General features: G+C 56.4%; 12 protein-coding genes. 3 read left to right on the top strand and 9 right to left on the bottom strand.

Annotation, left to right across the window (positions count from 1 at the left end; all coding sequences use genetic code 11):
• Nucleotides 1-212 precede the first annotated feature (212 nt).
• The 3 genes from SELIN_RS11275 (at nucleotide 213) to SELIN_RS11265 (ending at nucleotide 3766) form a co-directional block, all read left to right on the top strand.
• The gene (locus SELIN_RS11275; RefSeq protein ID WP_013506782.1) at nucleotides 213-1556 is read left to right on the top strand and encodes a sigma-54-dependent transcriptional regulator; all 1344 of its coding nucleotides are present in this window, start codon (nucleotides 213-215) and stop codon (nucleotides 1554-1556) included.
• A 193-nt stretch (nucleotides 1557-1749) separates the two neighbouring features.
• A complete protein-coding gene (locus SELIN_RS11270) occupies nucleotides 1750-3243 on the top strand; it encodes an ammonia-forming cytochrome c nitrite reductase subunit c552 (protein ID WP_013506780.1) in 1494 nt (497 codons plus the stop codon).
• A 55-nt stretch (nucleotides 3244-3298) separates the two neighbouring features.
• Nucleotides 3299-3766, top strand: coding sequence for a NapC/NirT family cytochrome c (locus tag SELIN_RS11265; RefSeq protein WP_013506779.1), 468 nt, complete (start codon nucleotides 3299-3301; stop codon nucleotides 3764-3766).
• Nucleotides 3767-3898: 132 nt separating this feature from the next.
• Here SELIN_RS11265 and SELIN_RS11260 read toward each other — a convergent pair whose 3' ends face one another.
• From SELIN_RS11260 to SELIN_RS11220, 9 genes are all read right to left on the bottom strand, one after another.
• Nucleotides 3899-4279 (bottom strand): hypothetical protein, encoded by a 381-nt coding sequence (locus SELIN_RS11260; RefSeq protein WP_013506778.1) that lies wholly within the window; start codon nucleotides 4277-4279, stop codon nucleotides 3899-3901.
• Nucleotides 4280-4395: 116 nt separating this feature from the next.
• On the bottom strand, nucleotides 4396-5529 hold the full coding sequence (locus SELIN_RS11255; RefSeq protein ID WP_013506777.1) for a 4Fe-4S binding protein: 1134 nt from the start codon (nucleotides 5527-5529) through the stop codon (nucleotides 4396-4398).
• A 12-nt stretch (nucleotides 5530-5541) separates the two neighbouring features.
• The gene (locus SELIN_RS14210) at nucleotides 5542-6207 is read right to left on the bottom strand and encodes a TorD/DmsD family molecular chaperone (protein WP_013506776.1); all 666 of its coding nucleotides are present in this window, start codon (nucleotides 6205-6207) and stop codon (nucleotides 5542-5544) included.
• A 137-nt stretch (nucleotides 6208-6344) separates the two neighbouring features.
• Nucleotides 6345-6737: a hypothetical protein gene (locus SELIN_RS11245; RefSeq protein WP_013506775.1), complete on the bottom strand. Its 393-nt coding sequence runs from the start codon at nucleotides 6735-6737 to the stop codon at nucleotides 6345-6347.
• 9 nt (nucleotides 6738-6746) lie between these two features.
• The gene (locus SELIN_RS11240) at nucleotides 6747-7208 is read right to left on the bottom strand and encodes a hypothetical protein (protein WP_013506774.1); all 462 of its coding nucleotides are present in this window, start codon (nucleotides 7206-7208) and stop codon (nucleotides 6747-6749) included.
• Nucleotides 7209-7247: 39 nt separating this feature from the next.
• Nucleotides 7248-8426 (bottom strand): NrfD/PsrC family molybdoenzyme membrane anchor subunit, encoded by a 1179-nt coding sequence (nrfD, locus tag SELIN_RS11235; RefSeq protein WP_013506773.1) that lies wholly within the window; start codon nucleotides 8424-8426, stop codon nucleotides 7248-7250.
• Between the two features lie 21 nt (nucleotides 8427-8447).
• The gene (locus tag SELIN_RS11230; protein WP_013506772.1) at nucleotides 8448-9200 is read right to left on the bottom strand and encodes a 4Fe-4S dicluster domain-containing protein; all 753 of its coding nucleotides are present in this window, start codon (nucleotides 9198-9200) and stop codon (nucleotides 8448-8450) included.
• A 222-nt stretch (nucleotides 9201-9422) separates the two neighbouring features.
• A complete protein-coding gene (locus SELIN_RS11225) occupies nucleotides 9423-11918 on the bottom strand; it encodes a flagellin N-terminal helical domain-containing protein (RefSeq protein WP_013506771.1) in 2496 nt (831 codons plus the stop codon).
• Between the two features lie 1168 nt (nucleotides 11919-13086).
• Complete coding sequence (locus SELIN_RS11220; protein WP_013506770.1) at nucleotides 13087-14529, bottom strand: protein adenylyltransferase SelO; 1443 nt, start codon at nucleotides 14527-14529, stop codon at nucleotides 13087-13089.
• Between the last annotated feature and the right edge of the window lie 145 nt (nucleotides 14530-14674).

Below are 14674 nucleotides of genomic sequence, written 5' to 3'. Positions count from 1 at the left end.
CTGGTATGCGCCAGGGTTGTCCGGTAGTTTTTTAATCAGTGAGGTGGATTTTGCCATCTCCATGGTGGGGTGTCATTCGCCGCTATTTCAGTAACTGGCGCTGTTTTCGTTGGTTAAATAACTCTTGAATTCTTTTTCACGAGCGGTGATGTTTTGGAACGGTACTTGCAAATTACGAAAGCGAGCCCGCGTGGGCCGAGAAGGAGCCGCAGATGTCCTATGAAAATGCCAGCATTCTCATAGTCGAAGATGACCTGACCATAGGGGAACACCTGGTCGGTCATTACGGGAGTCTTTACAGTGTTGTCTGGTGCAGCGACATCGCGTCAGCCATCGAAACGGTGAGCTCCCACACCTTTGATCTGGTTCTGCTGGATATGCATCTGCCCGATGGTGAAGGAACCCAGGTGCTGCAGATATTGCCCGATGCGCCGGGAAGCCCCCAGGCAATTATCCTTACGGCCTTCCCCGAACATCAGATGGCTGTTCGCACCATCAAGATGGGAGCTCTGGACTATCTGGAAAAGCCCTTTGATCTGGATGACCTGGATCTGATCGTCGCCAAGGCTCTGCAGCAGAGTTATTCGCGCCAGAAGCTCGCCCTTGGCGATCGGCAGCGCGTTGATGCCCTGGACAGTATCAAGGGTGATTCTGATGCGGTGAACCATGTGAAAGAGCTCATCAGCACCATCGCCCAGTCGCCTGACACCACGGTGCTGATTACCGGCGAAACGGGAACGGGCAAGGAATTGGTGGCCCAGGCCATCCATGAACTGTCGGCGCGCCGCAGTCGCCCCATCGTGCGGGTCAACTGTGCCGCTCTGCCATCAAGTCTGATTGAGGCCGAGCTGTTCGGTTATGAGAAAGGCGCCTACACCGATGCCAAAAAGAGTCGCAAGGGCTACATCGAAATGGCTGCCGGTGGCACGCTCTTCCTGGACGAAATCGGTGAGCTGGGGCTTGAGGTGCAGTCGAAGCTGCTGCGCTTTCTGGAGGCCAAGACATTCACCAAAATCGGTGGCGAGCGGGAGATTCAGGTTGATGTGCGGGTGATTGCCGCCACTAACCGCGATATGGCCAGAATGCTTGAGGATAAATCGTTTCGGAGCGATCTTTACTATCGACTGAATGTGGTGCAGATCAATCTGCCGACCCTGCGGGAGCGCAGTGGAGATATCTCCACTTTGCTTCGGCACTACATTACTCACTACTGTCAGCGTATGGGGAGGCCTGTCCTGGAGCTTGGCGCCGAGATTCTGGCCGAGGCCACGGCCTATCACTGGCCTGGCAACGTGCGCGAGCTGCGGAATGTGGCTGAACGCACGGCTTTGCTGGGAACTTTCCCCAGTCTGCTGGGTGATGGACGAACGCACCAGATGCGTCAGCAAAATGGAGATTCCACTGAAGAGGCCTTTAAAACCCTCGCCGATGTGGAGAGGGAACTGATCATTGCCACGTACCACCGCCTGCAAAAGAACAAGACACGCACGGCGGAGGTTCTGGGGATAAATCGAGTCACTTTGCGCAAAAAACTGGAAGAGTATGGCGTGCAGTAGTGCGAGGAGGATTTATGCAAAGAACGACGGTGTTTTTGCTTATGGGTGTCCTGGTGGGCGCGTTTCTGATGACTATTGTCTCATACGCGGCCGCCACAGGATTTGTTCAATAAGAAGTATGCATATGGAGGTGCCTCTGGAAAGATGTTCTTTTGCTTTCAAACTTGTCAATAACATGAAAAGGAGAGAAAAGATGCGTAAAACTCTTGCTGTGATCGCAGCGCTCTTTGTGGCTCTGGCCTTCGCCGGGAATGCCGCTGCTGTGAATGTTGATTTGGGTCCAGGCAATGAGCCATTCAAAAACCTGCCCCAGTATCAGTCTTACCTGAAGAACAATGATGACACTCAGATGACCGAGTATGGTGGGTCTGTACCTCATGCCAAGCATGATGGTGTTAACCCCCTGCCCAAGGGCTACAAGCATGCCCAGCCCTACCTGAAGAACCTGTGGCTCGGCTACCCTTTCAGCTACCAGTATGACCGTGCCCGCGGCCATACCTATGCCATCAAAGACATTTTGAAAATTGACCGTATCAACCGTTACAGCGAACAGGCCGGCCTGCCAGCCACCTGCTTCAACTGTAAAACCAGCACCATTCCCACCCTCGTGGAGGCCTATGGTGACGCCTTCTGGTCATCCAACTTCCATGACTACCGTCAGGCCCATGACACTTCCAACCACGCCATTGGGTGTAACAACTGTCACGATGCTGAAAACAATATGCAGCTGGTGATCACTTCAATTCCCCTGGAAGAAACCCTTGAGCGCCTGGGTAAGCCCTGGCAGGACGCTTCCCGCAATGAAATGCGTTCCCTGGTGTGCGCCCAGTGTCACGTTGAATACTACTTCGAAACCGGTGCCCATGGTGTAGCTGCCAAGCCTCACCTCCCCTGGGACAAGGGTATGGACCCTGCTGACATGTATGAGTTCTATGCCGACGGCCAGCCCGATCGCGATGGCTTCAAGGGTCAGTTTGTTGATTGGACTCACGCGGTCTCCAAGACACCCATGATCAAGACCCAGCATCCCGAGTACGAAATGTTCTATGACTCCGTTCACGGCGCTGCTGGAGTTTCCTGTGCCGACTGCCACATGCCTCGCATGAAGCAGGGAGCCGTGACCATCACCTCTCACCACTGGACTTCGCCTATCAAGAACGACGAGATGATCCGCGTTTCCTGTACCGGCTGCCACGACGACAAATCTACCGGCTACCTGCGTGATCGCGTTATCTACCACCAGGAGAAAACCTGGAAGCAGCTGAATATCGCCCAGGAGAAATCCGTGCGCGCCCACGAAGCCGTGCGTCTGGCCATGGAATTCAATGGTGTTGATCAGAAGCTGCTGGCTGAAGCCCGCGAGATGGTCCGTAAAGGTCAGTGGTTCTGGGATTATGTCTCTGCCGAGAACAGTGCCGGCTTCCACAACCCCACCAAGGCTCTGGAAACCCTGGCATTCTCCCAGCAGTACAGTGACGAGGCGGTAAAACTGGCCATGCAGGCCACTGGCTACGCCATCGCACCCAAGCTGGAAGGACCTATCGAGAAGCTGGTTCCCCCCATTATGGAGCACAGCCGCAAGCTGCAGCAGAGCCAGGAGCACCTGAACTCTCACAAGTGGCTGCAGTACCTGCCCAAGCTGCCCGAGGCCGACCTGGTCTGGGATGGACAGAAAAAGCTGCGCTGATTGCATCTGGTGAACTGCTAACTGAACAACGATAACCTTCTCACAAGGAGTGCTCATGAAAAACCTCAGCCCCAAAGCATGGATAATAGTGGGAGTTGTTGCCCTCTTTATCATCGTGGGCGGGACAGTGAGCGTGGCCAACAAAACTTCATCTGACAGCTTCTGCATCAGATGCCACGCTTATGAAAAGGTATCCTGGGACCATGGGGATCACCCCGATGTGGGATGCATAGCATGTCATACCAAGGGCATGATGACGGATAAGGTCAAAGGTATCCAGAAAGTGTATCTCACGTCCACCGGCCAGGTTAACCCGCATAACGATCTGCTTCCCAGCTATAAGGAAGCCATTACGGAAAACTGCATCGGCTGCCACCTGAGCCGTGAGCAGCGCTCTGAGCGGCCCATCTTCAGCGCTCGTCACGACGAGTACATGAAGTACCAGGCCACCTGCATGGGCTGCCATGACCCAGGGCACGTGAAGAGCATGCAGAACCAACGCTTTGCCGCCTCACGACGCTAACGCCATAGCGACCTCCTGATACTGCTCCCCTGTGGAAAGTACGCCTCCACAGGGGAGGCTTTTTCCAAATAGAAAGGCCCCCGCTGCAAATCAGCGGGGGCCTTTTTCCGTAGTCAGCGTTTCGTGTTCAGCTTACTTGGAGAAAGTGTGCAGCTTCACGCGTTCCATGTTCCAGTCAGCAGGCTTGGCTGCAGGAGCTCCGGAGTGGCAGCCGGCACAGGTAGGCATGGCGCCGAGAGCCGCTACGCTTCCACCCTTGAGGCTGGCAGCGGCGGTTGTCGCGTCTTTGAGCTGGCCAGCGTCATGGCAGTTGTTACAGGACTTCAGGCCCATGTGCATGGGGTTGGTCATCTTCTGGTTTACCCCTTCAAACTGGACGGGGTGGGCTTTTCCACCCTGCAGAGCGGCTTCAGGCAGTCCGGCGTGGCAGGCGTTACAGGCGGGTGTCTGGGCGTAGGCGCTTACGAGAGCAAGCACAAACACTGACATGAGCAAAAGCAGAGTTTTCTTCATAATGATCTCCTTAAGTAAGAATTCTAACCTGAAAAAATAGTATAAAACGCAGAGGTTGTAAAACCCCATTTTATTGTGAAGTGGAGTTTACAGGCCCTAAGGTCAATGGGGAGGCTTCATTGGGTGTCTGAACAATTTTTCAGGTCCGCAAGAAGGCGTTGCTGGTTCTTTGCCATGGTCTGACAAACCGGGCAGAGTAGTCCGTTTGTTTCTGGATTTTTCACAAACAGATCGTCGCAGCTCTCACAGGCTGCTGTGGCAAACTGGCACAGATCGCGGGTTCCGCTGAAAAACTCCCCACAGGTGATGGACTGCAGGGTGAGCAGTTTGCCGGGGCACAGGGTGCAACGCTTGCAGGCGATACACAGCGTGGGGTCAAAGCGCAGCGAACGCTGATTTTCTGAGTCCAGCCAGTACAGGGCCCTGGTCGGGCAGAGGCGGGTGCACACTTCGCACAGGGTGCACTCACCACCCCTTTCCATGTGTATCTGGCCAAAGGAGTGTCCTGGCAGCACCGTGGCTGAGGAGAGAGGGAAAGGGGTGCGGGAGAGGTACGCAAGCAGCAGTTGCCGCTTGTGGCAGCTGCTTTCACATGTGTCTGGCGCACTGTTCGCAGGAGCTGATGACGCAATATGAGGTTCGCCGCTTCGGAAGAAGCGCAGCAATGAACGCCTGCTGAGGCCGCTGCCTGAAGAAGGGGGAGCGCCCTTTCCTGTTCGGTCTTTGCTGCTGACCTGCTGGAGCTCAATATCAACGGGGATACGCCAGAAAGCCGACTCCTCCTGCAGGGAAGAGATATGCGAAGGCAGTCCGCCATCGCCATTACACGGGCAGCGCGTACAGTCAGCCGTCAGAATCTGCATTGAAGCGGATTCATCAGGCTGTTCGATGGCCCTGTGGCCCAGCAGGGCAATATCCACAACCCGCGCGCAGGGAATGCGGATATGCTCCTGCCCGGCGCTTTGCCGGAAACAGCCCAGGGCAAAGTATGGTTTTTCTGTGATGTGTCCAGAGATACCGGCATACGGGTGCTGGCGCAGATTGACTGCCAGTACGGGGCACGCGGCCACACAGGCGCCGCAGAGGGTGCACCGGTCGTGGTCGATTTCAATGCTTGATCCCTGTTGCTGCAGGGCGCCAAAGGGGCAGGCATCCACGCATCCTGAGCAGACAGGGTGTGGCAGCTTGTGATTGAGGCACAGCTGGTGGAAAAAGAGCAGCCGGTCGTCAGTGATGGCAGGTGTTTTCATGATTGCTGGCGGTTAGGATAGGGTTTGCTGGTAATCGTTGATAATATCGCTCAGGACGACCTGATCTTCCGTAACCATGCCCTGGAGAAGCTGGCAGAACAGGGGAAAGAACTCTTCCTGGGCTTGCTGAATCGCACGCTGGCAGACGAGAGGTACCCAGGGAGAGACGAACTGGCGCAGAAATTCCAACTGTGCCGTGGCATTGGCCAGGGCAGTCGCGATCTCACCGGCTTCGCGGGCCTGCTCTTCACGCACGGCCAGGGAGTAGAGAAATTCCAGTTCAATGCTGATATGGTCGGGCAGCCACTGAATATCTTCGTGGGGTGTCAGCTCATGCTGTTCATACACCTCAAAGACCATCTGGGTCGAGGGGCCGTCAAAGCCCCCGTCTATCCACCAGGAGCCAAAGAGGGGAATGGGCTCCTCCTGGCCGCCGAAGAAGAGGCGGAAGTGCTCCTTGATGATCGCTTCGCTGAATGCTGGCGTCTGATTGATCTGGGAGGCCATTTCGGTGGCAAGCGCCCCAAGCTGTGGCAGTCCGATGTAATCAAAAGCTTCGGCCAGGGTTTCGGTTTCCCAGTCATCGGGCAGCTGCTGCTCGGCAAGGGCGATGAACTTTTCGGAAAACCAGGTGTATATGTAAGCTCGGGCTTCGGAACGATTGTCGTGTTTTTGCACAGTGTTCTCCTGGTTCCACGGAGGAATTTGTCGGCAGGTTCAGCCTAGCATAGCGATGGATTTTGCCCCATGGCAAGAAAAAACCCCCAATGCCTTGGGGGTTTTCTTGTTCCGGTTTCTGCGGTGTGCGGGGGAGCTCAGTTCTCTCTTTTGAAGATATGCAGGCGCAGGTTTTCCGAATCGGCCCAGGTGCCGTAGTAGCCGGCAAAGCCGTTTTCGTTGTGGCAGCCGATACAGGTGGGGCGTGAACCCAGTGCCTCTATGCTGCCGCCCAGCAGGCTGGCGCCAGGGGACGATGATTCGCCGAGCCGCTGGACGTCGTGGCAGGAGCTGCAGTTTTTGAAGCCCCCGTGCATCTGGTTTGTCATGCGGTTGTGCAGGCCCTCGTACTGAATGGGGTGGGCCTTGCCGCCAGCGAGTCTGTCAGCCGAGATATTGATATGGCACGCGTTGCATGCAAGTGGCGCGGCGTAAGCGTTTACACCGGCAAACACGCAAAGCACCATAAGGGTATAGAGTACTTTTTTCATGCTTTCTCCTTACTGCGCACGCTTAAAGGTATGGGGACGAAGCTTTTCTGAAGTCCAGTCACCCCAGTATCCGCCAAATCCGCCTTCGCCGTGGCAGCCGACGCAGGAGGCCGCCAGGCTTTTGATGGAGCCACCGGTGAGGGACTCGGACGCGGTTTCGGCGTTGTGGATGTTGGTATGGCAGACCACGCAGGAGGTGAATCCGAAGTTGCCGTGAATGTGCCCTTGCGCTTCCTGAGTTTCAATGCCCTGCCGCTGGAGCTCGTGGATACGTGGTCCATAGGGGGGCAGCTCGGGGGGCCAGCCAGTCTGGTGGCACGAGCTGCATGCCTGCATGGCGACAAACTCATCGGGGTGAGCTTTGACTTTATAGGGTCCGTCTCCGCGGTACTTGACGATAGCGCTGGCACTGCTGAAGGCTATCAGAATGAACGCCACGGAGAGCAGCAGCGGAATCAGTTTCTTTATCATGGGAGTGCTTCCTTTCTGCAATTGTTTCCTTCGTTTCACTCAGTGTCCGGCTTCATCGAGGGCGTCGGATACCATATCCTCAAACTCCTCGAACTGGAAGAAGTAGGCACCAACCAGGTAGATCAGTCCGAACATGCCGAACAGGCCGGCAAAGAACATGATCTCCAGCATATTGGCGCTGTAGGTTCCCAAGGGCTGACCGAAGGGGGTCTGCAGCTGGCCGATGATAACCAGGTTGACACGGGCCATGACCAGGCCTGCGATAACCATGATCGCGGCAATCAGGATGCCGAAGTGAGTGCGGGTTCCTTTATACAGCAGAATGAAGATCGGGATGATCAGTCCGATAAGCACTTCGCCGATCCAGAAGCGGGCAGCGTACTCACCGTAGAGAATCCAGTGCAGCTCGGGCTTGTCGGCAAAGATGCCGGAAGCGTTTTTCCAGAAGACAAAGAACAGCAGGGCGCACACGGCATAGCCGAAGACCTTGCCCATGTCGAGGATGAGCTCATGCATGCGCTGGGACATCTTGCGGTTCTTGGACTTGTAGCTGATGATCAGGATGATGCTCAGGGAAGCCAGTCCGGATACAAAAGCCGACATGATAAAGTAGATGGGCATGTAGGGGCCGAACCACAGAGGCTTGGCGTAGATCATGCCCAGCAGGGCGCCCAGACAGCCGTGGGCGACGACCGCTGAGATAAAGCCCAGGGTTCCCCAGAACTGGGTGGCCTTCAGGTTGCCGCGAATAATGAAGATCAGCTCCATGAGCAGCAGGAAGAAGTACAGGCCATAGAACACGCCCATCCAGAACATGGGAGACGCAGGGTTGGGGGAAATGGCGTAGTTGTACATCATCCAGGGGCGTCCGATATCCAGGAAGATAGCGGTCATGCCCACGGCCAGGAAGACCAGCGAGGCGAAAACGGCCCGCTTGGCGATCAGCTCGTACTTCTCAATGCCGAACACCGCGCCGAAGGCGGAGATAAAGCACAGGCCCGTACTGGTTACCACAAAGAAGATGTAAGCGGAAACAAAGACGTTCCAGGGCACCGGATCACTGGTGGCCAGCGTGTGCTGTCCCTGGAAGAAGATGTACACGGCGGAATACGCGAGGATAAGGCCCAGGGCGCCGAAAACCAGAACCCAGAACCAGGTTCCCATGGTTGGCTTGAGGGGGCCGAAGTTGATCTTTTGAGCTTGAATATTCAGTGACATTGTGTATAGCCTCCTCTGCCCTTAACTTTTGTCGCCATTGAAGCGTGTCTGCGTGTTGTACGGGAAGGCGAAGTAGACTTTCGGTTTCGTCTTCTGATCCGGCAACAGGGTGATGGCGTTGCGCTTCCTGATCATCTGGCTGATCTCACTGTCGGGGTCGTCCAGGTTGCCGAAGTAACGGATGCCAACCGGGCACGCCTCAATACAGGCAGGTTTCTGGTCGCGATCGGAGCGGTGGTCGCAGAAGGAACACTTTTCCACCACGTGACGGGGGCGGGGCTTGACTTCGGGGTTGAGGTTGTACTGCGCCTGATCGCCGGGGAACGGACGGTACTTGTTGAAGGTGCGCACACCGTAAGGGCAGGCTGTCATGCAGTATTTGCAGCCCATGCACTTGCTGTCATCCTGCATGACTATGCCATCCTTGTCGCGGCGATAGGTTGCAGTGATGGGGCATACCAGGACGCAGGGCGGGCGGTCACAGTGCTGGCAGGCCATGGAGAGGTACGTGCCCTCGGGTTCGATAGGCAGAATCTTGGTGCGGCTCACCTTGGGCCCCACGTTGTTCTCCTTGTTACAGGCAACAGTACACATGTTGCAGCCAACACAGCCGTTGACATCAATGAACATGCCCAATCGCTTCTTGCCACTCTGTCCACTGGATGACGCCTCAGCGGTGCTCACCAGTAACTTGGTAGTCACATGGCTTCCCGCTCCCATGCCGGCAAGAATGCCAGCAGCGGCAGTGGCCCTTAGAAAAGTACGCCTTTTCATAGGTTTCAGACCTCCTGAAATAATTTCTCTCTTCATAGGAAAATACTATAATTCACAAGCTGCGACAATAACAGGAATTGCTATTGATCAGCACCTTTCATCATAACTTTTTTCCCTGGGGTTTGTATACTGTATTCTGAAAAATACGCTGGCCCGGAGACCAGCGTAAACATACGTGCTTTTTTTTTCAAGGGATGGAAATGAAAATATATGGCAATTTCTTCATGCGTTGCGCAGCAGGCTCATGACCCCGTCGGGCAGCATATTGGCCTTGCCCAGCATGATGGTCGCCGACTCGGTAAGCATCTGACTGCGCACCAGGTTGCTGATCTCCTTGGCCACATTCACATCGCGGATGCGGCTTTCGGCGGCCTGCATGCTCTCGTGGGCCACGGCCAGGCTGTTGATGGTGTGATCCATGCGATTGGCCACCGCCCCCATTTTCCCCCGCGCTTCCGAAACCATGCCGATGGCCCGGTCAATGCGGGCAATGGCCTCGTTGGCCAGCCCCGTATCCAGCACCATGAGGTTTTCCAGTTCCAGGGCCCGCGAATCCATCCGCCCGATGGGCATGTTGATGCTCTGCCCCGGATTGGCGCCGACCTGGAAAGAGGGGGAATTGTCCACCACGTGCAGGGTGAATGGTGATGGGGTGGCCTGGCTGGTGAAGTCGTAACGGGCGCGGCTGTCGTTGAAGCTGGTGTCGATGCCCACATTGCCCTTGACGGCGATATCCATACCGGGAATCAGGTCGCGCAGCATGGAGCCGCTCACCTCGCCAAACCCCACCGCGCGGCCCGAATGGGCTTCGCTGACCCGCACCATGTAGCGATTCTCCTCCGGGTTTTGCAGGGTGGCCAGGTTGAAGCCACCAATCACCGCATCCTCTCCCGCCAGGCCGATACGCCCCTGGGCCCCATTGATCAGGGAGCGAAACAGCATGGTTCCCTCCACCGCCGCGTGGGTGCTGTCAATGGCTGAACCCTTGGCAATAAAATCCACCGTATGGCTGTCCACATTGCTGATTCCCGTACCCATGCCAAGGCCACTGGCAATGGCCGTGGTGAACTTGCGCTCCACATCAGCGAGGGTATCGCTACCCTGCAGGGTGACATTGACTTGGCGATCGTTGCCGTAGAGGGTCAGCTGCTGGGGGGCCAGAAAGACGCTGAGGCCGTCGGAAGTCAAAAAGGCGTCAATGTCCTCCAGACGGGTGTAAGCTGAAGCCAGGCCACTGGTGCCACGCACTTCCGCCAGAATGGAGCTGTCCGCTTTGGTGCCCGTGCTGTCAGCCTGCATGTCCAGGGTGATGGAGCCGATGCTCACCGAGCCCGTGGAGCTTTCCAGCTGGGCCAGGTGGTAGGTGATCTGCTGGTTGCCATCGGTAAGCTGCATATTCTGAATGCCACTGCTCTGGGTGTCAATGTAGTAGGCTCCCCGGTAGTCCACCACCGAAGCCGTGCCCACATCGTTGGAGAAGCGCTCGTCAATCTTGATGGCCCCGGCGCCCATGGACATGCTGCCCACATCAGCCGCTGCAACGGCGGCGTTGATGGAGAAGAGGGCCTTGTCTCCCTGCTTCACATTGCCGGTGACGCTCAGGCTGGCACCACCGCCAAAAACGGCAGCGCCGTCAAAGGTCTGGGCACCGGACCCCGCCAGGTTCAGCTCACCCGCTACCAGATCAACGCTGGCCCAGGCACCCGCTTCGCCGGTCTTCACATCAATAAAGCGCACACTGGCCAGGCCGGTGACATCGGGATTGCTGTCCACATCCACGTCGTCGTCAAAGCGCAGCTCCAGGTAGCCGTGGCGACCCGCCACAATGCCGCCGAAACTGACAATGTTGGTCTGCTGGTTGGCGGTGGCAGCATCCTGCCCACCCCCGGCGGTGATGGCCCAGTTGGAGCCCGCCTGCTGGTAGACCCCCATAAAGCCCACATTGGCCGCCGTGATGCTGATGGTGCTGTTGCCTTCAATGGTCGTATTGGCCACATCGTAGCTGGTGACATTGATATGGTAGGTGCGCTCGTCCAGGGAGCCGGTGCGCACTCCCTCGGCGGCGTAAATACCCGCAATGCCCGAAGAGTTGGTACTGGCGGTGAGGGCAACTCCGTTCCCCGTGAGAATATCCCCCGCGAAAGCGCCATCGCGCAGGGTCATGATATTGGAGCGCAGCACCTGGTTCTTGCCTGCTTTGGCGCTCACATCCAGCTGGTAGGTGCCCGACTGCACCCGGTCGCGGATGATAGCTTCCAGGCTGCCGGGGTCAGAGACCGACCAGCGGGCCGCCGCGTCACCACTGAGGAGCTTTTTCGTATTGAACTCAGTGGAACTGGCCACCCGGTCGATCTCCTGGCGCAGCTGGTCGATCTCCCGCTGCACATGCAAGCGGTCACTGGGCGTGTAGGTGTCATTGGCCGCCTGCACCGCCAGCTCGCGCATGCGCTGCAGAATGCCCGCGGTCTCATTGAGCGCGCCATCAGCCGTCTGAACCAGGGACATGCCGTCCTGGGCATTGGCCATGGCGCGATCCACGCCCCGGATCTGGCCGCGCATCTTCTCGGAAATGGCCAGGCCTGAAGCGTCATCGGAGCCTCGATTGATGCGCATTCCCGAAGCCAGTTTTTCAATGGTCGAAGAGAGCTGCTGGGAGTGAAAACGCAGATGGTTCTGCGAATTCAGCGATGGAATATTGGTGTTGATGTAGCTGGACATGAAATCCTCCATGATAGCTGCGCTGACACCTTGCGAAAAAATCCGGTTGCCGTGGCAATCGCGGCGCGGCAACCCAGAGCGCAGGGAGCTGTCAGCTCCTGGCCTTGCAGACGCCTTGCGCCGGGACATGTGCGTGCACAGCGGTCATCGGATAATTTCAACGGGCTGCCTATGGAGAAACGGAGTTCAGGAGAAAAGAGAGGGGGAGATCTGCCACGCCATGGAGGATATCCCGCAATCATCTTTTCCTGTCAGCCGAACCTCAGCAGAAGCCGTCAGCCGTGTTTGCGGAGCTTTCCCTGTGGCCCTGCAGCCACTGCTCCAAAAAAAACAGGAATTCTGCGACATGGTATCCTCCGTGATGGCGTGCCACCGGCACGCAATTCCAATCCATGGAATAGTGAGAAATTACAAAACGCGCATGCCTGTGGTGTTACCTCCTTGTATTGCGCCTGTGCCATGAATTTCCACTCGTTGGAAAGCACAGAAATCGTTGTCAAAGCCGTCCGGAATGGACATGAAAGAAAAGAAACTTCCCTGCGTCGAGAGGACCCCTTCCGTGGTCGTACAGTCGTAAATATAAAAACGGTTTTTTGAAATATCAAGCCATTTTTTCATCAGCGGTTGTGGCGCTCTCTTCAAGGGGCTCACAGAGCCTTTCGGAAGAAAATACCAGGAACACGGCAAATCAGGGTTTCCCGCAGAATATCAACAGGCTGCTGAAAAACCCTCATCTGCGGTGTTGCCCGCCTTGCACCTGAGCATTTTTCAATTGCCTGCGTATTTTGAGGTATTGAAAGACACTTTCTTTAAAATTCTCTTTCCAGAAAAGACAATCTCCTCTCGCAAAGCCGCTGAGAACGCGGAGAAGATGGGCAGCCAAATCAGTTAACCTTGTATTTTTCTCTACGTCTTCGCGACTTGAGTGAGCGCAGCGAACGGGCGTGAGATCCTGCCTTTTCATTCGCGTTTATTCGTGTTCATTCGCGGTGAACTGCTTTTGCCTTTCTTTGCGCCTTTGCGGACTTTGTGTGAGAATCTCTTCGTATTTGAGCCTTCGCGCGTTGCTGCAACGTACGGGGAGTACGCTTCATTCCGCGCTCCGCGAGCGCCTTGCACCTGAGCATTTTTCAATTGCCTGCGCATTTTGAAGTATTTCAGCAAGCTGTTAAGTGCCGCAAAAAGTCCGATACACCCTTTCCTGCGGGCTGGGCAGCTGTTGATACTCCCGGTCCTGATCGGCCACAGAGTAGGGTGACTTCACCACGGCAAGCAGCCGATGCACCAGGCTCATATCCCCTTCCGCCTCAGCCAGCTTCAAGGCCTGCTCCACCCGGTGGTTGCGGGGAATGACCGCAGGGTTGCTCAGGGACAGAATGTGGGCGCTCTCCCCGCGCTTCAGTCCGGCCCTTTCAATCCTCTGCTCTCGCCTGCCCAGCCACTGCTGCACCGCCTGCGCTTGAAAAAATTCCCTATCCCGCTCTTCCTCGTTCCCCAGGGCAAAAAAGCTGTTGGTAAAATCCTGTTCATGTTTTTCCAACAGCTGCAGCCACTGGCCAATCAGCTGGGCGTCGTCACTTTCGGGAGTCTCCCAGCCCAGTTTGCGGCACATTCCCCCCAGCCACTGCTCATGGAGCTTGCCGGGAAAACCGGCCAGCGTCTGCATCGCCATTTCTGCCGCCCTGTCGCCATCGGCATCAATCAGGGGTAATAGCGTTTCCGCGAAACGGGTAAGGTTCCAGTGGGCAATGGTGCCCTGATGGGAGTAGCGATAGCGTCCCTGCCGATCGATGGAGCTGAAAACCGTATCGGGCTGGTAAATATCCAGAAAGGCGCAGGGACCATAATCGATGGTCTCGCCGCTGATGGCCATATTGTCCGTATTCATCACCCCATGGATAAAGCCCAGCAACAACCAGCGGGCAACCAGCGCAGCCTGCTGATCCTGGACCCACTGCAAAAAGGCCAGTGGAGGGCACTCGGACTCGGCACACTGGGGCGCCAGGCGCTGCACACTGTAGTCAAACAAGGCCCTGAGACCCTCAATATCTCCCTGGGCCAGGGCAAACTGAAACGTACCCACGCGAATATGGCACCTGGCAACACGGGTCAGAATCGCCCCCGGCAACACCTCTTCCCGATACACCGGCTCACCCGATGCCACCACTGCCAAACCGCGCGTCGTAGGTACCCCAAGCGCCGCCATGGCTTCGCTGATAATATACTCCCTGAGCACAGGCCCAAGCGCGGCCCGCCCATCACCATTACGGGAATAGCGGGTCCGCCCCGAACCCTTCAGCTGAATATCCCACCGCCGCCCCTGCATATCCTCATACTCACCCAGAAGATGAGCGCGACCATCACCCAGATGGGTGAAGTGACCAAATTGATGACCACTATAGGCCTGGGACAGCGGCTGACTTCCCGGTAAAAGCCGGTTGCCACTGAAAAACTGCGCTTTCTGCAAAGCATCAAGCCCGGTAAAATCCATATTCAAGGCCTGTGCAAGCTCGTCATTCCATAACAAAAGCTCAGGGCTGGTCACGGGAGTCGGTGCAAGGCTCTGGTAAAACATCCCCGGTAATTGCGCGTAGCTTTGTGAGAGTTGCATGGGCAGAAGACCTTTCGGGGGGGTGAGTGTGGTGAGGAAAAATAACAGCTTTTTGGAGCATCATACCCTTACCCCGTTCAGGCTGCCAGCGAATGCCGAATCTGGCAGCCCTGTATGCGGCTCAGGCAAAGATGCGCAGGTTGCA

It is taken from the genome of Desulfurispirillum indicum S5 (genome assembly GCF_000177635.2).
GTDB lineage: Bacteria > Chrysiogenota > Chrysiogenetes > Chrysiogenales > Chrysiogenaceae > Desulfurispirillum > Desulfurispirillum indicum.
This window is presented reverse-complemented; position numbering and strand designations above follow the sequence as displayed.

Bases quoted from the DNA above. Each gene is read 5' to 3' on its own strand.
- SELIN_RS11275 (WP_013506782.1), top strand. From the start codon at position 213: ATGTCCTATGAAAATGCCAGCATTCTCATAGTCGAAGATGACCTGACC.
- SELIN_RS11270 (WP_013506780.1), top strand. From the start codon at position 1,750: ATGCGTAAAACTCTTGCTGTGATCGCAGCGCTCTTTGTGGCTCTGGCC.
- SELIN_RS11265 (WP_013506779.1), top strand. From the start codon at position 3,299: ATGAAAAACCTCAGCCCCAAAGCATGGATAATAGTGGGAGTTGTTGCC.
- SELIN_RS11260 (WP_013506778.1), bottom strand. From the start codon at position 4,279: ATGAAGAAAACTCTGCTTTTGCTCATGTCAGTGTTTGTGCTTGCTCTC.
- SELIN_RS11255 (WP_013506777.1), bottom strand. From the start codon at position 5,529: ATGAAAACACCTGCCATCACTGACGACCGGCTGCTCTTTTTCCACCAG.
- SELIN_RS11245 (WP_013506775.1), bottom strand. From the start codon at position 6,737: ATGAAAAAAGTACTCTATACCCTTATGGTGCTTTGCGTGTTTGCCGGT.
- SELIN_RS11240 (WP_013506774.1), bottom strand. From the start codon at position 7,208: ATGATAAAGAAACTGATTCCGCTGCTGCTCTCCGTGGCGTTCATTCTG.
- nrfD (WP_013506773.1), bottom strand. From the start codon at position 8,426: ATGTCACTGAATATTCAAGCTCAAAAGATCAACTTCGGCCCCCTCAAG.
- SELIN_RS11230 (WP_013506772.1), bottom strand. From the start codon at position 9,200: ATGAAAAGGCGTACTTTTCTAAGGGCCACTGCCGCTGCTGGCATTCTT.
- SELIN_RS11225 (WP_013506771.1), bottom strand. From the start codon at position 11,918: ATGTCCAGCTACATCAACACCAATATTCCATCGCTGAATTCGCAGAAC.
- SELIN_RS11220 (WP_013506770.1), bottom strand. From the start codon at position 14,529: ATGCAACTCTCACAAAGCTACGCGCAATTACCGGGGATGTTTTACCAG.